This window comes from Pseudalkalibacillus sp. A8, assembly GCF_045920555.1.
In the GTDB taxonomy this organism is placed as follows: domain Bacteria; phylum Bacillota; class Bacilli; order Bacillales; family Fictibacillaceae; genus Pseudalkalibacillus.
Genome location: NZ_CP174509.1, coordinates 5904591 through 5923718, shown reverse-complemented (window position 1 = coordinate 5923718; position 19128 = coordinate 5904591). Strand labels below are relative to the sequence as shown.

At 41.8% G+C, this 19128-nt stretch carries 18 protein-coding genes and 2 pseudogenes; 13 read left to right on the top strand and 7 right to left on the bottom strand.

Annotation, left to right across the window (positions count from 1 at the left end; all coding sequences use genetic code 11):
* Positions 1-30: 30 nt before the first annotated feature.
* Together ACJROX_RS29530 and ACJROX_RS29525 are read left to right on the top strand one after the other, a co-directional pair.
* Positions 31-1470: pseudogene (locus ACJROX_RS29530) on the top strand (IS1182 family transposase); the annotation flags it as partial.
* Between the two features lie 220 nt (positions 1471-1690).
* Positions 1691-1813: pseudogene (locus ACJROX_RS29525) on the top strand (transposase); the annotation flags it as partial.
* A 280-nt stretch (positions 1814-2093) separates the two neighbouring features.
* Here the strand turns inward: ACJROX_RS29525 and ACJROX_RS29520 are convergent.
* Entirely contained in the window at positions 2094-2216 is a 123-nt protein-coding gene (locus ACJROX_RS29520; protein WP_221567401.1) for a YuzL family protein, read from the bottom strand.
* A 120-nt stretch (positions 2217-2336) separates the two neighbouring features.
* Here ACJROX_RS29520 and ACJROX_RS29515 point away from each other — a divergent pair, with 120 nt between their 5' ends.
* Positions 2337-2552, top strand: coding sequence for a DUF2188 domain-containing protein (locus ACJROX_RS29515; protein ID WP_408008724.1), 216 nt, complete (start codon positions 2337-2339; stop codon positions 2550-2552).
* 42 nt (positions 2553-2594) lie between these two features.
* Here the strand turns inward: ACJROX_RS29515 and ACJROX_RS29510 are convergent, their stop codons facing one another.
* Positions 2595-3776 (bottom strand): mechanosensitive ion channel family protein, encoded by a 1182-nt coding sequence (locus tag ACJROX_RS29510; RefSeq protein ID WP_408008723.1) that lies wholly within the window; start codon positions 3774-3776, stop codon positions 2595-2597.
* A gap of 381 nt (positions 3777-4157) precedes the next feature.
* On the opposite strand from ACJROX_RS29510, the gene ACJROX_RS29505 reads away from it, so the two are divergent.
* Complete coding sequence (locus ACJROX_RS29505) at positions 4158-4865, top strand: cytoplasmic protein (RefSeq protein WP_408008722.1); 708 nt, start codon at positions 4158-4160, stop codon at positions 4863-4865.
* Positions 4866-4895: 30 nt separating this feature from the next.
* Positions 4896-7295, top strand: coding sequence for a penicillin acylase family protein (locus tag ACJROX_RS29500; RefSeq protein ID WP_408008721.1), 2400 nt, complete (start codon positions 4896-4898; stop codon positions 7293-7295).
* 152 nt (positions 7296-7447) lie between these two features.
* On the opposite strand, the gene ACJROX_RS29495 is transcribed toward ACJROX_RS29500, so the two are convergent.
* From ACJROX_RS29495 to ACJROX_RS29480, 4 genes are all read right to left on the bottom strand, one after another.
* Complete coding sequence (locus ACJROX_RS29495) at positions 7448-8377, bottom strand: NAD(P)/FAD-dependent oxidoreductase (RefSeq protein WP_408008720.1); 930 nt, start codon at positions 8375-8377, stop codon at positions 7448-7450.
* The gene (locus tag ACJROX_RS29490; RefSeq protein ID WP_408008719.1) at positions 8374-8922 is read right to left on the bottom strand and encodes a 5' nucleotidase, NT5C type; all 549 of its coding nucleotides are present in this window, start codon (positions 8920-8922) and stop codon (positions 8374-8376) included. Before ACJROX_RS29490 ends, ACJROX_RS29495 begins: the two co-directional genes overlap by 4 nt.
* Before the next feature lie 161 nt (positions 8923-9083).
* Positions 9084-10235 carry a S1C family serine protease gene (locus ACJROX_RS29485; RefSeq protein WP_408008718.1) on the bottom strand — a complete coding sequence of 384 codons (1152 nt, stop codon included), beginning with the start codon at positions 10233-10235 and terminating at the stop codon, positions 9084-9086.
* 19 nt (positions 10236-10254) lie between these two features.
* On the bottom strand, positions 10255-11295 hold the full coding sequence (locus ACJROX_RS29480; RefSeq protein WP_408008717.1) for a hypothetical protein: 1041 nt from the start codon (positions 11293-11295) through the stop codon (positions 10255-10257).
* A gap of 370 nt (positions 11296-11665) precedes the next feature.
* Between ACJROX_RS29480 and ACJROX_RS29475 the strand changes: the two genes are divergently transcribed.
* The 8 genes from ACJROX_RS29475 (at position 11666) to ACJROX_RS29440 (ending at position 17313) form a co-directional block, all read left to right on the top strand.
* A complete protein-coding gene (locus tag ACJROX_RS29475; protein ID WP_408008716.1) occupies positions 11666-12703 on the top strand; it encodes an FUSC family protein in 1038 nt (345 codons plus the stop codon).
* A gap of 111 nt (positions 12704-12814) precedes the next feature.
* Positions 12815-13354 carry a DUF420 domain-containing protein gene (locus ACJROX_RS29470; RefSeq protein ID WP_408008715.1) on the top strand — a complete coding sequence of 180 codons (540 nt, stop codon included), beginning with the start codon at positions 12815-12817 and terminating at the stop codon, positions 13352-13354.
* Between the two features lie 370 nt (positions 13355-13724).
* Complete coding sequence (locus ACJROX_RS29465) at positions 13725-14099, top strand: hypothetical protein (protein ID WP_408008714.1); 375 nt, start codon at positions 13725-13727, stop codon at positions 14097-14099.
* Positions 14096-14437, top strand: coding sequence for a hypothetical protein (locus tag ACJROX_RS29460; protein ID WP_408008713.1), 342 nt, complete (start codon positions 14096-14098; stop codon positions 14435-14437). The genes ACJROX_RS29465 and ACJROX_RS29460 overlap by 4 nt, the downstream gene beginning before the upstream one ends.
* A 299-nt stretch (positions 14438-14736) precedes the next feature.
* The gene (locus tag ACJROX_RS29455; RefSeq protein WP_408008712.1) at positions 14737-15327 is read left to right on the top strand and encodes a histidine phosphatase family protein; all 591 of its coding nucleotides are present in this window, start codon (positions 14737-14739) and stop codon (positions 15325-15327) included.
* The gene (locus tag ACJROX_RS29450) at positions 15324-15830 is read left to right on the top strand and encodes a DUF6886 family protein (RefSeq protein ID WP_408008711.1); all 507 of its coding nucleotides are present in this window, start codon (positions 15324-15326) and stop codon (positions 15828-15830) included. Before ACJROX_RS29455 ends, ACJROX_RS29450 begins: the two co-directional genes overlap by 4 nt.
* Before the next feature lie 61 nt (positions 15831-15891).
* Positions 15892-16503, top strand: a complete 612-nt coding sequence (locus tag ACJROX_RS29445) for a YczE/YyaS/YitT family protein (protein ID WP_408008710.1) — start codon at positions 15892-15894, stop codon at positions 16501-16503.
* Between the two features lie 108 nt (positions 16504-16611).
* On the top strand, positions 16612-17313 hold the full coding sequence (locus tag ACJROX_RS29440) for an MOSC domain-containing protein (protein ID WP_408008709.1): 702 nt from the start codon (positions 16612-16614) through the stop codon (positions 17311-17313).
* 186 nt (positions 17314-17499) lie between these two features.
* Here the strand turns inward: ACJROX_RS29440 and ACJROX_RS29435 are convergent, their stop codons facing one another.
* Complete coding sequence (locus tag ACJROX_RS29435) at positions 17500-18975, bottom strand: amidase family protein (protein WP_408008708.1); 1476 nt, start codon at positions 18973-18975, stop codon at positions 17500-17502.
* Positions 18976-19128: the final 153 nt, after the last annotated feature.

The following is a 19128-nucleotide window of genomic DNA, read 5'->3' as shown; positions in this document are numbered from 1 at the left end:
ACACCACAATCCAGAAAGGACGATTCTTTTATGAAACATGATCATATTTCTTTCATTGATTATAACATGGACCAATTGATTCTACCAATGGATCTAGAACTTGAAGTTCCCCCACATCACCTCGCACGTATTGTTCATGAAGCCGTTGAGAACTTTGACGAGGGTATTCTTCTTCAAGAATATAAAGGTGGCGGACGAAGCAGCTACCACCCTAAAATGATGTTAAAAATCCTTGTCTATGCCTATGCCGAGAAAATCTATTCTGGGCGTAAAATCGAAAAAGCGCTTCAAGAGAATATTTACTTTATGTGGCTCAGCAACCACCAGAAGCCTGATTTTCGAACGATCAACCGATTCCGATCTGAACGCATGAAACCAATTATTTATGATGTCTTCTTTTCCATTATTGAACTTTTACACCAAAAGGGTTTTATTACCTTAGAAGATTACTATCTTGATGGAACAAAGGTAGAAGCAAATGCGAATAAATACACGTTTGTCTGGTTGAAAGCAACGAAACGATATAGTGAAAACCTGGATAAAAAGTTTCGTAAGATCGTCTTCGACATCGAACGATTCATCGAAGGCGAGGTCAAAGAAAATCAGCCTAATCTCGAAGAAAGCCTTAAAGAAAAACCCGTTACTGTAGAAGAAATTCAGGATACCGTTAAAAAGTTGGATAAGCATCTGGAAGAGAACCAGAAAGACCCAAAAAAGCGAAGAAGCAGCTTTAAAAAGATCTTCTTCCAAGGAAACAAAAGTATGATCGACAAATCGAAATCGTAAAGGGGCGAAATAGTTATTCTAAAACGGATCATGATGCAACCTTCATGCGTATGAAAGATGATCACATGAAAAAACGGACAATTAAAAGCTGGATACAATATTCAAATGGGAACAGAGAATCAATTCATTACAGGCTTTAGTATTCACCAGCGAGCAGGCGATCCAAAATGTTTGATTCCCCACCTAGATATTTTAGAACAAAACCGCCCTTTACCATCCAATGTCATCGCAGATTCAGGTTATGGAAGTGAAGAAAACTATTCGCATCTTGAAGAGAATGAAATAACAGCTTATATTCCGTTTAATACGTTTGAAAAAGAGAAGACAAGAAAATGGAAAAAAGAAATCGGCCGAGTTGAAAACATGGAATATGATGAGGAACTTGATGAATTCATCTGTGCCAACAACAAACGGTTGACCTTTCAAGGTGAGCGAAAACGCACTCATGAGCACGGATATGTATCGACGAGTCGGACCTATCGTTGTGCAGAATGTGTCGGCTGCCCATTTCAGGAAAAATGTGCGAAGGGGAAAGATCAAAAGTCGATTTACATATCTTTGAGAAATGTCCAACAACGAAAGGAAATCCGTGAACGATTACTTTCAAAAGAAGGAAAGCAGATTTACAGTCAACGAAAAATCGACGTTGAAACCGTGTTTGGACAAACGAAACATAATGTGTTTTGCAGTGAAAAAATACACAAAATTGCAATTGCAAATACATAGTGTTGCAACTTGACATGGAGCCTCTACGGGTATGCACTACCAGCCAAGAAGCCAGCAGTATCAAGGGCTGGCTGTGCCAACCAGGCTAGCATACCCGCCTCTCCAAGTAAAGTTGCTATGATGTTTTAGGCTTGCAATACTCTGTACTTTTATTTTGCACTAAACACATAATCAGGGATTTCAACGTTTTCACTTAAGAGGCCTCTCGAAAGTTACAATCGAATGGGGCTTAGTTAGTATTGGTCACAATCTCAAAAAGATGAAAAATCTAATTCAAGGAAAGCAAATGGAGACGGTATAGGACGCAAAATCCGTTTGTTTTCTTCAAAAATTCTAAAAAACACTTCAAAAATAAAGCTGACCCAACATCAATTTTCATCGATGTTTTGGGTCAGCCCCTTTCTTATGCTTAGAGCATCCAACTCCAGCATTACTCACTACAACTCTTGGCATAGGAAAAGACCACATAGATACCCCACTTGATACATTTATATAGATATTTACCCCAATACGCCAGTTGCTTATTCGTGGTTTAAATATAAAAGTATAAAACTCTCGATACTACGAGAGTTTTTCACAAGTTATTTCTTTGTTTTCTTTCTTGCGGAATCGACAGAAGGTCCTTTTTCATATCCGGTTCCTTGTCCTTCAGGCTGGGAAGAGGGGAGTCCAATCGTAGTAGGATCCTTTTTCTTTTTCTTCAAGATAATCACCTCCGTATGTTTACTTTTTCCGAAAACATGAGACTTAACCCTAAATCATGTGTGAATATTTTGCAGACGGGGTATTTATTTTGTACAACGATTTATAAGGAGGAGTACTGGATGGAGGAAACGATTTATCACATAGTACCGAATGATAAAAAACGATGGGACATAAAAGTAGAGGGGCGCGATAAGCCTGAAAAGACGTTTGAGAGAAAAGAAGAGGCTTATCAAGAGGCCCAGGATCTTGCTGATCGATCCCGTCCGAGTCAGTTGATCATTCACCGCATGGATGGCAAAGTGGAAGATATAAGCAAATATTCTACAAATGGATAAAGAGGCTGCCGAATCTGGCAGCCTCTCTTTATGATATATTCTTTATTCTCCGTCCTCATCCCCGTAGCCTCTAGTCTGAACGTCTCGATTATCGACATTTTTACTAGGCTTTGTGTTGTGGTTGTAATCCTCCACAGGATGCATCGAATGGTCTGGATTTTGCATATAGATGCTTCTGCTTGGAAATGCGACAGAGACTCCTTCACGATCGAGGATTTCCATGATGCGAAGGTTGATATCCTGCTTTACATCCAGGAAATTGACCCAGGCAGTCGTTTTTGTAAAGAAATAGATCATGATATCAAGACTACTTGAGTTGTAACTGTCAAAATTGACGATGATCAATTCTGGATGGACTTCTTGATGTTCTTTCAGCATCGTTCTGATCTGATCGACCACTCTTTCAAGCTTTTCCTTTGGTGTTGTATATTCCACCCCGAGATTGAAGGAGATTCGGCGTTTTCTCATACGCGTCCAGTTGGTGATCGGTTCATTTGCGATGTTCGCATTCGGTACCGTAACATGGGCGTCCGCAAATGTCCTGACCTGCGTACTGCGGAATCCGATATCTTCCACCACTCCTTCAACGGAAGGCGTTTGTATCCAATCTCCGATGGAAAATGGACGTTCCATAATGATCACGACACCGCCAAAAAGATTCCCCAATGCTTCCTTTGCCGCAAATGCAAAGGCCAATCCACCAATTCCCAAACCTGCAACGAATCCATTGACGTTATATCCCCACTCTTGGGCTAACACACTGACGGCGATCGCCCCGATGACGACTTTCAAAACCCTGGACAAGAACGGAATCAATATTTGATCCATTTGTAAATCCAATCTTCGGTGTATGCTTCTGAAAAGAACCGAAGAAGATGAAGATAGGTTTATCAAGCCCCAAGTCACTAAAACGATCACCGATGATCGGAACAATCGTAAAGGCAAGTGAATATCTTCCGTACGGAATTCTAGCGATCGAAAAGCGAGATAAAGTCCCAGAAAGATGAAAAAAGCATTCAAAGGTTTTTCAAAAGCCAATAGAATTTTATGAAGGACTTGAGTTGACGATTTGTCAGTCAATCTAGAAATTAAATTGAATATATATTTGGTGAATAGTTTTCTGAAAATGACAAAACCGATAAAGATGGCTATTGCAATACCGATATCAACCCAAAGTGATAAATCGGTGACATAGTCCATCGTTGTATTGTACCAATCCAGCATGACGAGACTGCACTCCTTATATGTAGGGTATAAAGTAAATCTATCAAAAATAGGTATGAAGGTAAAATATTGAATAGGATGTACATATACTTCTTTTCATTTTGTTCGGGAATGGGGGTTTCTAACCGTCAATCGGTTCTGGTTCCCCCCTATAACGCTCTGTAACAGACACATACTGTGCTTTTCAAAATAGCATCATCATTTTCAAGATACTTTAATATAATTGGAACAGATTATCATGATCGAGGAGAAGTACATGAACTTATTTGAACAAGCCCGGAAAATGGCAGGAAAATAAATCCGAAGCTTAACGTTATTTTTGTTGGAGGCTCCGTTTCAAGAAATTGGGATGACCGGTTCTCGGATATTGAACTTTTCTTGTTGTGGGATGAGCCGCCTAATGATGAAGACCGTTTGAACCCGATTAAAGAAGTCGATGGTACAATCCTTGATTTTCACCCTTATGAAGAGCAGGAATGGTCTGAGACCTACTTGGTAGATGGTACGAAATTCGAGATCAGCAGTTTTCTCACTTCTACAATCGAAGAGTACATCCAATCGGTGATAAAGGGTGATATTTCACTTGATAAGCAATGTCTGGTAGGAGCGCTTGCCGATGGTATGGCTCTTAAGGGGGAAAGACAGTTTGACCACTATACAGAATCTATCTTTCCTTACCCCAAAATCCTTAAAGAAAATCTTATATTGCGTTTTTTTGATTTTGATGGCAGATGGCAAAATCGTGAAGCGCTCATTTATAGAAGAGATTCTCTTTTTTTGCATTCGCTGCTTGTAGAAGTCTCTAAGAACCTGATCATGAGCTTGAGTGCATTGAATGAAATGTACATCCATCACCCAGGGTTGAAATGGTTGACGGAGACGTGTGAGAGGATGGAAGCGAAACCTGATTGTCTTTCTGAAAGGATTCATCGATTGCTTACATGGACTGACTTGGGTGGAAGTGTAAGAGAATTGGAAGGACTGATTGCAGAAACCGCACAACTTATACAACTCGGATGTCCGCATATAGATATAACAGATCAGCTTAAGAATGCAAAAGCTGTACGGCCAGGGGCCAAGGAAGACTAATTTTTGTTACATGAGTTCAGGGGGATAAAGATGGAGAAGGGTTTAGAAAGAGAATATAGAATAAGCCGGGGGACAATATGGAAAAGAGGTCTGATCATCGGGTTATCCGTGATCATAATTCTATTACTCATCGCCTCTTCTGTTGCTGTCTATATTCTCCAAAGGAGCTTACCAGACATCAAAGGTGAAAAGGTGGTTACCGGGATAAGCGGACCTGTGTCTGTTCATAGAGACCAAGCAGGTGTTCCGCATTTAGAGGCTGCTAACCTGAAGGACCTATATTTTGCGCAAGGTTACGTTACAGCCCAGGACCGATTATTTCAAATGGATTTAAGCAGAAGGCTTGCATCTGGACGATTAAGCGAGGTAGTTGGAAAAGCAACCGTCGATCGAGACCGTTTTTTCCGGACACTTGGGTTGAGAAGAGCAGCAGAATCTTCGTTAGATGCATACTCTTCTGAAGCGAGAAATGTACTGGATTGGTATGCTGCAGGGGTGAATGCATTTATTTCTGAAGCGACAAAGAAAAATACACTTCCCCCTGAATTCATTCTGCTAGGATATAAACCGGAAAAATGGAATCCAGTCGATTCATTGGCCATTGCAAAATATATGGCTTTTGACTTAGGTGGCCATTGGAATGGGCAAGCATTTCGACAATATTTATTGCAGAAATTCCCTGAAGAAAAAGCATTGGAGCTGTTTCCTGCAGATCCGGAAAATGGTGGAGAAGTCTTATCGGCAATCAAACAAAATCCGGTCGACATTGAGAAAAGTTTAGCGGACGCTGTGGTGCCGCCACCCTTTAATGGGAGTAATAACTGGGTGGTTTCGGGCCAAAAAACGGAATCCGGTTTACCGCTTCTTGCCAACGATCCTCATTTAGGGCTCGGTACTCCATCAATTTGGTATGAGACCCACTTGAAGAACAGGGACTTGAACGTAAGTGGTGTCATTTTTGCTGGAATTCCAGGTATCATCGTCGGCCATAATGAAAAAATCGCCTGGGGTGTCACGAACGTTGGTCCGGATGTCCAGGATTTATATATTGAAAAGCGTAATCCTACGGACCCATCCTTGTTTTTATATGAGGGTGAATGGGAAAAAGCAGAGGTCATCAAAGAAACAATCAAAGTGAAAGATGAGGCGGATATCGACCATGAAGTGATGATCACGAGGCATGGACCGATCATTTCTGAATACGCGCATTACAATCAAGAAGAGACAGCATTAGCATTGAAATGGACTGCATTGGAACCGTCTACCGAACTAGAAGCCGTGATCAGGATGAACCATGCGGAAAATTGGCCTGAATTTAAAGAAGCACTGACATACTTCCATACGCCTGCCCAAAATTTTGTCTTTGCTTCTGTAAATGGGGATATTGCATACAGGGCGAATGGTCTTATACCGATCCGAAAAAAAGGGGACAGCATGGTACCGGTACCGGGTTGGACGGATGAATATGAATGGGAAGGTTTCATCCCATGGCACGAGTTGCCTACGGTTGTCAATCCGGATAAAGGCTTTATCGCGACCGCAAACAATAAGATCATCGGGGACGAGTATCCTTATCACATAACACATACATGGGCGCAGCCTTACCGTTATGAACGAATCGATCAGCGCCTTTCTAGAGCCCGGGAATTTTCGGCTGATGACATGAAAGATCTTCAGATGGACCAATACAACCTTCAAGCGGAAGAAATGATCCCGTTGCTACTTAAGAGGTTAGCGAGAGAAGATTTTAATAAGGTGGAAAATGATGCCTTCGCCTTGCTTGCGAGATGGAACTACGAAGATAGTAAAGATCAGGGAGCACCTCTCATATTCCATTTTTGGATGGCAGAGATTAGCAATGTTTTATTTAAAGGCCAAATTAATTCTAAAATGATGAATCTCTTTGATGGAAGAGGACAGGTCGTTGACGAGTTGATTCGAAAAGACAGCCGTGGTGAGCCGAGTATATGGATCCATGAAGCAGGTGGTTTGAATGAAGTGGCCACCGAAGCTTTCCGGCGTGCTGTAAAAGAATGCTCCGCCTTGCAAGGCGATAACGTCAATGATTGGCGCTGGGGAAAATATCATTCCCTTTTATTAGAACACCCGCTTGGTTCAGTCAAACCGTTTAATCTCCTGTTCAACCCTAAGCTAGCGGAAGTAGGAGGGAGCCGCGTGACTGTGATGGCAGCCGGATGGAATAACAAAACCGGAAAAGTGAACCACGGAGCGGCTTGGCGGACCGTTGTCGATATGGCTGTTCCGACTGAATCCCATAATGTCGTAGGACCAGGGCAATCAGGGCACGTCTTAAGCAATTGGTATGATGACCAAATTGATGATTGGGTGGAAGGTGGGTACCATACAACAAGTTTGAAGAAAGAAGATTACCAAACAAGTGATGAACTGATCCTCGTTCCAGGTGAATAAAAAAGGGGGCTGACTCTATTGAGTCTCCCCTTTTAAAAGTTTCAACGAATTATCTTGTATTTGCACCGGATTATTTCGACTTTGCACCGAAAAATTTTTGATTTGCACTGAATTATTTAAGATTTGCTACGAATCCTTCAAACTCAGATTCTTCAACACAGTTTCAGAGAAAGATGTTTTGATGCAACCATACCTTGAGCTGTTGCATTGGAAATGCTCGAGAATACAGGGTGTGTACAAACATCCCCGATTGCATAGATGTAGGGGTCGCTCGTTCGTTGGCACGAATCTACCTGGACATAATTCCCTTCATCCAGGGTGACGAATTCTTTTACATAGCGAATGTTCGGCTGCACACCGATCCGGATGAAGATACCTTCCACAGACAGATGGGTGATTTCATTGGTCAAACGATTTCGTAAATCGACTCCTGCGATGCCATTTTCAGCATGTTTGATGTTTTGGACAACAGTGTCACATAGTATGGTTATTTTAGAATGTTCGATGACATGCTTCCTGAATTCCTCACGGGCCCGGAACTCTTTGGAACGATGGACCAAATAGACATTTGCTCCGCATTCAGCTAATAAAAGAGCGCCTTCAAATGCCCGATCTCCACCACCGACTACAACGACTTTTTTCCCTTTAAAACGATACCTGTCTTTTGTGGCAGAATAAATTTCACCCCGGTCGATCATCTCTTGTTCACCAGGTATGTCAAGCCGTCTTACGGATGTCCCTGTTGCAAGAATCAAATAGTTATAATTGATTTTCATTTCATTTGAATTCTGTATAAGAGTAGCGGTCTTATTGATATGGTCCAGGTGTTTGATCTTCATCTGCAAATGAAATTGAACCTTTAATTCACCAATATGAGTAGCAAAATGGTTCTTTAGCATCTGTCCATTTTCGTAGATGTTTCCGGGATAGTCTACGATACGGTTATGAATGTCCTTCAATTGACCACCTAATTCCGCCTGTTCCTCAAAAAGGAGGTAGTTCAAGCCTAGGCGTTGACACCAGATTGCTGCAGATATCCCTGCAGGACCACCACCGATAATGAGAATATCCGTTGTCTTCACGATTGTTCACCCATTTCATAGTTTTCAACCCATTTCTCAAATTCAAGCCAATCATAGACTCGTTCAACATCTACATTCCGATTATATCTATAATCCATAGCCACTGCCTTTCGGCCAGACTCTTCGAAAGCGATCAGGTTATGTGGTGCATCGTCAAAAAGCACATCTCCACATACCATATCCTTCCGATGGGTGAAAATCAGGTTTCTCGCACCTATGAATGGGAGATTTTTCTCGACCCATTGTTCCTTTTCGGTATAGGCATAGGTCCTGCTGCTTGTCACAATCAAAATATCATGTTGTTCTGAGAGGCGTTTCAAGACTTCTATAGCGTTTGGCAATGGCTTAAGTCGGATGAATAACCCTGGCTCGTCCAAATAATCATAGATCTTAGTGCCGCATTCCTCTTTGACATAATTTTCGCTCTGCCAGCATTCAAGGTCATTTACACTAAGGTTATCGTGATAGTCTTTGTTATATCGGCTGTGCCATTCGCTCATCAAATCACAGATCACCGAATCCATATCGATTAATAACGTACTCATGTTTCTTCTCCTTTAAGTCCTCTGTTATGGTTAAGTATAGCAATACATAAGAAAAAGTGAAAATGACGCAGAAAGGAGAAGAAGCTAAGTACCCCGCACCTAAAGAAAAAATGATGGATCCTCAACTAAGGTGATCTGCATCATTTCTTGAAGGAGCTCTTCTATTCGATTTCTTCCGCTTTTCCACTTAATATTTTAAGCTGGTTATTTTCAAATCCGACTTCGTAATGGCATTTATACAGTACGGTCTCTGTATTTTTGTTTTTATTGCGTTCGAGTGCTTGGATGATGACAGTTACAATAAATTTATTTCCTTCATCAATCGGTTCGCTGCTGATCTTATTGATCGTAACGTCTACTGTATGGAGGTAGCCTTCCCGGAACTTTTTATAAAGTGTACCCGTCTGCCACTTACTCCCGAGCAAGGAATAGGCTGTCACATAATCTCCGATAGCTAAATTGTCGATAAAATAGCCGACAAGATATTCACTTTCTCTAGTATTCAATGTAAATTCTGATGGGTGACCGGTATCGTCTCCCAATTCCATTGTGTGTTCGACAGGGTTTTCAGACCAGGATACAATCTTCTTATAAACGTCTGAGAGAGGGATGCTGAATCCGATCGATCCCTCTTCAGTCCCGGCGGAGTTGATTGCAAGAACCTGTCCAGTCTGTTTATCGATCAAAGGTCCGCCGCTGTTCCCCTTAGCGATTGGGGCGGAAATTTGATAGACATTAGAGTAGGTATAGTTATCAATAATGAATTCTCGATTCAAACCACTGATGATGCCAGTTGTCACCGTGTTCTGTAACCCAAGGGGACTTCCTAATGCTACCACTTCATCCCCGATTTCAGCTTCATAGTTCCTAGCGATTTCGAAGAACTGTTCCCCAGCTAGGTCGGGGACTCGGATAACAGCGATATCCGTGGACTCGCCGATACCGATTAGTTGCCCTTCATATTGCTGGGCGTTTGCAGTTCGGACCATGATGCTCTTGCCACCTTTGACGACATGGGCGTTTGTAACCACATCACCGTGTTCATTATAGATGAAACCAGAACCGACACTTTCACCATCGGCCTGGGCGACTTCTAACTGGACGACACTTTTTTGACTTTCATGAATGATCGTTTTCAGATCTTTCTCTTTTGGGCTTTCTGCTTGATCTGCTTTTATGTCTACTTCTCCGATCGATGAAGTAGCCGAAACTTTCAAACTGCTAAAATGATCATGTAAGGCATAACCTCCAAAAATACCAGCCATTAGGGTAAGGGAGGTTATGATGATGGAGAGAATGGCAGGGCGTTTCAATCTAATCCTCCCTTTCGATTTATTGTAGGTACCAATTAGCCTCATTGAATTCCACATCAAGCTCTTTGTCTATTAAATAATGGGTATATTCAAATGTTCCTTTTTCATCAGGATAGAGAACGTCTGGATATATATAGACTTCATTTTCATCATAAACTCGCTTTTTCTTATCAACTAAGGAGTATGAAATACTTGCCAATGTAATAGGGACCGTAGCTTTACTTTTTACAGAACCTTTCACGACCAGGTCACCTAAATCATTGAATTCCGCTTTAATAGAAATAACCTCGAGAGCGTCATTCAAGTTATGCTCCTTTTCTTCTGCAGCTGCAATGAGAGCTTGTTCATACCGTTTTTGTTCGGCTTTTTCGAAAGCGGCTTGTTCATTCTGGATAGTTGATTTTAAGTTGATCAGCTTTTCATTTTTAGGTTTGTGGTATAGTCCTTTTTTTACAGAGGCGAGTGCTGCGGTGAACTGATGGTCGGTCAGTAAGTCGTTTGCTTGTGCAAAAGCTATTTCTGCGATTCGATTTCGGATTTCATCAGCAATTTCATCTGCTTCTTTTATATCAAGCTTTTCTGCTTTTATCAGGATCGGTTCGAGCTCTTCAAGCGTCGATTTACCTTTCATTTCGTAGCTGATCTCTGCTACATTGACGTTCATCCGTATATTCTTGATATCTTTTTCAATCGAATCTGCTACTTTCCCCGAGTATGTTGATAGGATGCCTTCCGCTTTTTCAATTTGTTCAAAGGATTTACTGAATTCTTGACCCTCTTGATGTTTCGTTGCAATATGTAAGCGTTCGTTTATTTCAATCGCTGAATTTACTAGTTTCATGTTTTCCGTCGCAGCAGGAAATTGCGAACGTAGCGCGAGAGCTTCCTCAAAATATTTACGAGCTTCTTTAAATTCGCCTTTCAGAGCTGCAGTTTCTCCTTTTTGGAAAGCTTCCATAGCTGAATTGGTCCTATTATGTTCACTGAAAAAATAACCTGATAGGCAGATTGTTGCAATAAGGAAAGCGATCACTGGCATCAGCCAATGCCATCGCTTCATTTCATTTTTAGTAGACTCTACTGTGGCCAGGCGTTTTGCTCCACATGTGTCACAATATTGATCCTTCCTATGCAATTTGTTGCCACAATTTGAACAAAACATCCATCTTCCCTCACTTTTAGTAGACTACAGTATATATTTTGTCATATATTAGCATTCTTTGGAACTCTTAATACGAAAATATTTTCAAGGATTTTTGCGGATTTTTAAACAGGTCCACAAGAAAGTGGTACCGTTTTTGAATCCGGTTCTTACCTTCGAAAACAGCAATTAAGATCATAAAGTCCAAGGGTAGAAAAATGAGAAGTAGAAATACGAAATGTCCCTTGATAAAATAAGAGGAAATCGTAATTTTACGGGATGATGGACAGTGAAGAAAATCGCCTTAAATAAATGGATCGGCGGACGGGTGATCAAGACAGGCCTTGCTGCATTTGTAACTGCACTGATTTGCAATATTTTCAATCTGCCAGCTCTTTTTGCTGTAATTACAGCAATCGTCACTATTGAACCGACAGCTTCCGATTCGATAAAAAAAGGAATGATCCGTTTTCCGGCAGCTATGATAGGTGCTGGTTTTGCCATGCTGTTCGAATCTTTTCTTGGCCAATCCTCACTTGCTTATGCCTTAGCAGCAACGCTAACACTCGCAGTATGTCATAAGCTGCGGCTCGATGTAGGAATGTTGGTCGCGACATTGACAGCTGTCGCAATGATTGCTGAAACTGAAGATCAGTTTTTGAACTCTTTCTTTGTGAGGCTTAGTACGACTCTGATCGGGCTGGTCGTTTCTACTGTAATCAATTTCATGATACTTCCGCCACATTATAACGACATGGTCATCAAAAAAGTCGACCAGTTATATATAGGATCCGGGGAACTTTTGAAAAAGTTTATTGAAGGAAAAAATTCAAAAGGGTTACGGATTGAATATCAACGGTTGAGCAAGGAATTGGAACGCACATTTGCACTTGCCCAGTACCAACGCGAGGAATGGAAATATAGGAGACACAACTTGAAGGACATCCAGAAATTTGGGATTGTTGTAAAAAAATTGGAATATCACCAAAAGATTCTTTATCATTTCGGGAATTTGTTATATCTTAATATAGAGAAGACGAAATTACCTCCAGAACAATCCGGAACTATTATTGATTCCGCTACTTCAATTGCCGCTATCTTAAAAGATCCTCGTCATAAAATGAATGAACAGCATAACAAGCTTATTGAACAGCTTGAATCTTTATTCATTTCGGAGAGGGACCGTCGTGATGTTACCGAAGCTTCCAAGGTTAAACGACATATTTCACAGCGAATTACAGTCATTTATGAATTATTAGCATTAGAAGATGTATTGGAAGATTTAGAAAGAATTAGCCACAGGAACCAAAGGGATGAAATTGGCTGATTATAATGGGACATATTTGAACGTTGTGTGGATTTATGGACAAAAAGTTGCCTACAGGGTAACACATCTTTTATTCTTGAAGGAGAATTATTGCTGAATAGGAGAGAAACCATGAATCATAATTCAACTGCCAATAAAAAAAGCTACACAGGAATTGTCGTATTCCTATCGATTTTGATAAATGCTTTAGTCGTTGTCCTCTTCTTTTTACCGGAATATGAGGGAGAAACGGGCTTCGACATAACCGTGTTGCCTTTATTGAATGCTATTTTCAATAGTTTTACGTTTGTTTTTTTGCTTGCAGCACTTTGGTTCATCCTGCATAAAAATATCAAACTGCACCGTCGCTTCATATTTGCGGCATTCACATCGACAACCCTGTTTCTGATTTCTTATGTTTCTTACCACTATCTTGCTGAATCAACTTCATACGGTGGAGAAGGACCATTAAAATACATCTACTATTTCATCTTGATCACTCACATCATTTTGGCAGCAGTCATTGTTCCCTTAGCACTATTGTCCTTGGTACGTGGTTTGACCATGCAAGTCGAAAAGCACCGTAAAATTGCAAGGTGGACAATGCCTCTTTGGCTTTATGTCAGCCTGACAGGAGTATTGGTCTATATCCTGATATCTCCTTATTACTAGGTTTTTCTAAATTTTAATGTTGGTTTTCTATAGAAAATTTTTTTAATCGAAATTCGCGACACTCCTGCGGGAAAAGCGAGCCAGGCAAGACCCCGCAGATTGGATACAGAGAAGTGATGTCCAGCTCAGCGACCAGTCACTTGGATCACTTCAAACTTCCTACGGCGGCAACACACTGATTTTACATCTTATGTGTGAGCCCACGCAGAACCGAACTTTGTTTGGTTCGAGCCTCCTCGTCAGTTTTCCAGTGACCTACGTGACTAAGCGAGTCGCTTCCGCTTTTCTTCAGCCCGCGGAAAGGGAGTGAATTTCGCAAAAATCAACAATTTAGGATAACAGAGCCTAACACTAAAACGTGGGGCGGCCTATGAGCCAGATGGAACTTGATACCCGAAAATTGAATCGCAGAATTCTGAATGTGTATTGGTTGATCATCTTCTTAGCGATCATCATAAAGCTCATCAATTATAACTTCAGCAATATACCATTAGGGGAGTATCTTATATACTTTGTTGCTGTACCAGGTGTAATCGGAGCTTTAATTGTTGGGGGAGCTGAGATCGCAGTTCGGCTGGACCATTCGTTGAAGGATTTTACCGTCATTACAGCAGGTCTTTTGATCGCGCTTAATTTTATCTATAGCCGACCAGATTTGCTCATTGTAAAAGCTGCCTCTTTCTCCCGGTCCTTGCTTCTGGCCCTTATTTCAAGAAGAGGATCATCTTATATACGACCGGTTTGACGATTGTAAGTTATTCAATCCTTTCCATCATCGATCCTATGATTAGAAGCAGTATCGGGATCATCGACCATTTCACTTTGTTAGCGATGCTTTCAATTGCCGCACTATCTGTCATAGGGATAACTGAAAGAGGCTTGGTCTTTGTAGGTAAACCGATAGAAAAGACGGTTGAGTTGGTCGAAGGGATCCGCAGCAAAATCGAACGTATTTCATTCCGGGTATTGGAAGGATCTCGAGTGACTGTAAGTATTGGGGTCAATGAATACGATGCAGGGATAGGTAAGGAAGTATTTTTGAAAAAGCAGACAAGCTATTTACTCGGCAAAACGAAATGGTAAAAATCAAGTCCAGACAGGGTAAAGGAAACTTGGCAAAGCCAAAACCCTTGGTGAAGGCTTCGCCTTAGTTGAACTTATACCATGAGGTGTAAAGGAAACTTGGCAAAGCCAAAACCCTTGGTGAAGGCTTCGCCTTAGTTGAACTTATATTGAAGAATATTATACTTTTTTTAAATGAAAGAAAGAACCGCGGGAAACACAACGGTTTTTTCTTTTAATTTTTTTTAAAAAAAGCAGAAGGTTTCTTTCGTTTATTAGCGAATATTACGAGTCTGCTATTTTTACAGGGAGGGGTCAATATGACGACAATCGCATTCATCAGACACGGAGTTACGAATTGGAATCTAGAAGCAAGAGCTCAAGGGCAATCCGATATTCCTCTTAATGAAGAAGGGTTGCTTCAAGCGAAAGCATTAGGTCGGAGGTTTGAAGGCGAAGAATGGGATACGATTTACTCAAGTGATCTTAGCCGTGCTAAAGTGACGGCAGAATCAATAGGGAACGTCCTTAACCTGCCTGTCCAGACAGATGAACGGCTTCGTGAACTCCATTGGGGTGAAATGGAAGGAACGAATGAAGAAGAACGTCTCGAACGATGGGGAGAAAACTGGCGAGATCTTGATCTTAATTTTGAAAAGGAAGAAAACATCCTAGCGAGGATCAAATCGTTCATGGATCAAGTCATCCATAAACATCCAGATGGACGGGTCATCGTCGTCAGTCACGGGGCTTTACTCAACGATTTGTTCACGTATCTTCTAGAAGATTATGAAAGATGCCGGTTTGGGAATACGTCAGTCTCCATTTTCAAGTTTGTAAATAAGAAGTGGGAAATCCAGCTATTGAACTGTTCCGCACACCTCGCGACCATAGAGGATCGAAAAGCTTGAATCTGTTTTATCACTTTAGTGAAGAAGGGACGATCAAGGAATTTCATCCAAGAAAACCAGCATCGTTTCCGGATGCACCTCCTTTGGTTTGGGCGATAGATGAAACCCATCGCCCGCTATACCTTTTCCCGAGAGACTGTCCACGGGTTGCCTTTTGGAAAGGTAATCAGACCACAGAAAGCGACCTGGAAAAATACAACGTGAATGTAAGGATGGTTATCACAATTGAAAGCGGTTGGATGGATCGGTTGAAGGAAGCGACAATCTATCAATACACCTTTAAAGGAGATTCATTCATCTGTTTCGATAAAAATGCAGGCTATTACACTTCCCGGTCAACGGTGGTTCCGATTTCTGTCCAAAGACTCGAAAGCTTACCCCAGCTTCTTGTAGAGGAAGACGTCGAATTAAGGTGCTTGCCCTCTTTAAGAATGTTAAGGGAGGAAATTCCCATGTCTTCCTTGAATTTTTCAATGATCAGAATGCGCAATACGATAGACTGATTCCTTCTTCAATATAAACATGGTATGATGGATAGATGAAATTTTGGTTGGAGGAGACAGCATGAAATCGTTCATCTTACGTTTGATCAGTTTTATAGTTGGACTAAGTTTGATATCACTTGGTGTAAGTTTTACAATAAAAGCAGAATTAGGAACAGGCGCTTGGGATGCGCTCAATGTCGGGTTATCGAAAACGGTCGGTTTGACGGTGGGCAGCTGGGTTTTCATTGTCGGTATCATCCTGATTATTTTAAACGCTTTTCTTTTACGGGCACGCCCTGATATGCTGGCGGTAATCACGATCTTTCTAGCGGGTCTTTTTATTGACAGCTGGCTGCTCATAGTATTGGACCAATTCAAAGTAAGTGGTTTGCTGCACCAGATCATCCTTTTCGTCGTTGGAATGGTGATTTTAGCTTTTGGGATTTCGGTTTATCTACAAGCAAACTTTCCCCTTATCCCTATTGATAAGCTTATGTTAGCCATACAGGAACGACTAGGTGTAAGCATGGGTGTGGCGAAAACGATCGGTGAACTGTCAGCACTTGTAGTTGCTTTTCTTTTCAGCGGACCTATTGGACTCGGGACCCTCATCGTCACGTTTACGATTGGCCCGCTTGTCCAATTGATCGCACCAAGGGTCCATAAGTTCCAACAAAGATTACAAGCATAATAAGCAGGACCAACTTTCTAAAGGTTGGTCCTTTTTCAATAAGGTAGAGGGAATGGCTAGGATGTTCCGAATATTTATCATAAGGAAAAGAATCGGAGGTTATGAAATATGAATGTAGGCAAAGTTACAGAAGTGATCCGATATCCGGTGAAATCCATGCAAGGTGAGTATTTATCAGCAGCTACAGTCCATGATCATGGTGTCAAAGGTGACCGTGTTTTTGCATGGGAAAAACGCGAAAATCCTGAGAAGCATCTAACGATCCCTGATTCACCCTTTCTATTGGATTATGATGTGAAGCTAGAGGAGAAAGGCACACTCGTTTTCATAAAAGAAGATAAGCGTTTTAAGCAAGACGATAAAGAGTTCTATGAGTATCTTGAGAGAAAGACTGGTGCAGGCATTAATCTTGTTCATACGAATCCGGCCGGAACAGGACCATCTTATTGGGATTCCCCATTATTGCTGACTAGCAAAGCCTCGTTAAAAGAACTCAAACATTTATGTGGGCGTGAAGAAATGGACATGCTCAGATTCAGGCCAAATATCGTCATGAACCTCGGGAATGCTGAACCTTTCTTAGAAGAGTCCTGGATCGGCAAGGATTTTAAAATCAATGACGTCATCCTGCATGTAGAAAAAGGCTGTGAACGCTGTGCCTATGTCAATTTTGACTCTAGGACACAAGAAGTAGACACCAACGTCTTGAAAACCGTAGTTAAAGAAAACAAACAGATTTTCGGCATCTATGCATCGGTTATAAAGCCAGGCACTATCAATGTCGATGATTCGATCGAGGTGCTGGAGTAGAATTTTCAAGATAATTTCTCAAGTTTAAAGATAAAATCACAAGTTTTAAGATAATCTTAAAAGTTTCAAGTTAGGATGCCGTTTTTTAAAGATAATAGCTTGTGCGGGGCAAAAAAAATGTATGATCTACAAAACACTTCGTACAGCACGTGTGAGGGACTTCAAAAATGAAGTCTCCCTTAATCCTCAATTCAATTCAGGAAGCTTACGGTGTTTCGTCGCTTGCTCATATGCATAGGCCAAACCGATCAAGGATGGCTCGCTATATGCAAGGCCAGAGAATACGACCCCTACCGGCTGCCCTTCTTCTGTAAACCCGCCAGGAACAGCGATGGATGGGTAGCCTGCTTTTGCTGCCACCCCAGCACCGCTGGAATTAGGGAAGAGCAGAGCATCCAGCTGATATTCTGCCATGACAACATCAATCCCTCTGGTTCTGGACAGCTGAAGGTCACGCAACCGGCTCTCAAGGTAGGCAGGTTCCGTCATCGTTCCGGATGTCTTATCTGATTCGATCAGGATATCCTGTCCATATTTCAATGCTCGTTCTGAATGATTTTCATTGTACCGGATCACATCTGCCAATGAATGTACTGGGGAAGTGGAGGGGAGTTTACTCAAATACGCATTCAGATCGGATTTGAATTCATACAACAAGACATTGTAGTCCCATGTGGAATCCTCCTCCATCGGTGAGATTGATTCAAGTTCCACCACGGTTGCACCGGCCTCCTTGATATCTTCAATCGCTTTTTCCATCACCAGACGTTTTTCTTCCGGTAAAATATCGATATACAAGGAGCGTGCCACACCAATCCTCGCGTTGTGAAGCGCATTTGCATTCAGGTTGGATGTGTAATCCCGGTAGCTCCGTTCAATGCTCGTTTGTGTGATAAGGTCCTTTTCATCCTGCCCTGTCAGAGCACCGAGCGAAATTGCCGCATCGGTTACAGAACGAGCAATCGGGCCTGCCGTATCTTGACTGTGCGAAAGCGGGATGATACCTGCCCGGCTGATGAGGCCGACCGTCGGTTTTATTCCCACTACGTTATTCTGGCTTGCAGGGCTTAAAATCGATCCGGATGTTTCCGTTCCGATTGTAAGTGTTGAAAAGTGTGCAGCAGCCGCAACCGCTGATCCTGAACTGGAACCGCCGACATCAACATGCCCGCCATAAGGGTTAAGGACCTGGCCGCCTCTAGAACTGTAACCGTTTTTCATCGACATGCTCATGAAGTTCGCCCACTCTGTAAGGTTTGCTTTTCCTAAAATGACTGTACCAGCTTCACGCAATTTTCGGGTGATCGTGGCATCTTCCTTGGCGAAATTGTTTTCGAGTGCAAGAGAACCAGCACTCGTATGCATCAAGTCTGCAGTCTCGATATTATCTTTCAAAATAATCGGTATACCGTGAAGCGGCCCTCTCATCCCTTTCAGCTTTCGTTCTGCATCAAGTGTCTCTGCAATCTGTATTGCCTCGGGATTCACCTCGATTATGGCGTTCAAATTGGCACCGGCATGGTTGTGTTTTACGATATTTTCTAAACAACGGCTTACGAGCTGTAATGAAGACAGTTCCCCGTTATTCATCGCTTTCTGGATTTCAAGGATGGTTGCACGTTCCAGCCAATCCTCATTGCGCAGTTTATAACTTTCTCTCATTCTCCAGGCTCCTTCTATATATTCTACCTAAATCATTTCAACAGCGGGAAACTGAACTCCTGTTACCAATTCGATTCTTAATGACAATTTTCTCCGGAATTCTGCTAAGATAACCAATCATATAGATTGGCGGATAGTGGAGGTTGTTGAATT

What these genes read in the sequence shown, in the direction of transcription:
- ACJROX_RS29515 (WP_408008724.1), top strand. Translation starts at nt 2,337, where the DNA reads ATGGAGGAAACGATTTATCACATAGTACCGAATGATAAAAAACGATGG.
- ACJROX_RS29510 (WP_408008723.1), bottom strand. Translation starts at nt 3,776, where the DNA reads ATGCTGGATTGGTACAATACAACGATGGACTATGTCACCGATTTATCA.
- ACJROX_RS29500 (WP_408008721.1), top strand. Translation starts at nt 4,896, where the DNA reads ATGGAGAAGGGTTTAGAAAGAGAATATAGAATAAGCCGGGGGACAATA.
- ACJROX_RS29490 (WP_408008719.1), bottom strand. Translation starts at nt 8,922, where the DNA reads ATGAGTACGTTATTAATCGATATGGATTCGGTGATCTGTGATTTGATG.
- ACJROX_RS29480 (WP_408008717.1), bottom strand. Translation starts at nt 11,295, where the DNA reads ATGAAGCGATGGCATTGGCTGATGCCAGTGATCGCTTTCCTTATTGCA.
- ACJROX_RS29470 (WP_408008715.1), top strand. Translation starts at nt 12,815, where the DNA reads ATGAATCATAATTCAACTGCCAATAAAAAAAGCTACACAGGAATTGTC.
- ACJROX_RS29465 (WP_408008714.1), top strand. Translation starts at nt 13,725, where the DNA reads ATGAGCCAGATGGAACTTGATACCCGAAAATTGAATCGCAGAATTCTG.
- ACJROX_RS29455 (WP_408008712.1), top strand. Translation starts at nt 14,737, where the DNA reads ATGACGACAATCGCATTCATCAGACACGGAGTTACGAATTGGAATCTA.
- ACJROX_RS29445 (WP_408008710.1), top strand. Translation starts at nt 15,892, where the DNA reads ATGAAATCGTTCATCTTACGTTTGATCAGTTTTATAGTTGGACTAAGT.
- ACJROX_RS29440 (WP_408008709.1), top strand. Translation starts at nt 16,612, where the DNA reads ATGAATGTAGGCAAAGTTACAGAAGTGATCCGATATCCGGTGAAATCC.
- ACJROX_RS29435 (WP_408008708.1), bottom strand. Translation starts at nt 18,975, where the DNA reads ATGAGAGAAAGTTATAAACTGCGCAATGAGGATTGGCTGGAACGTGCA.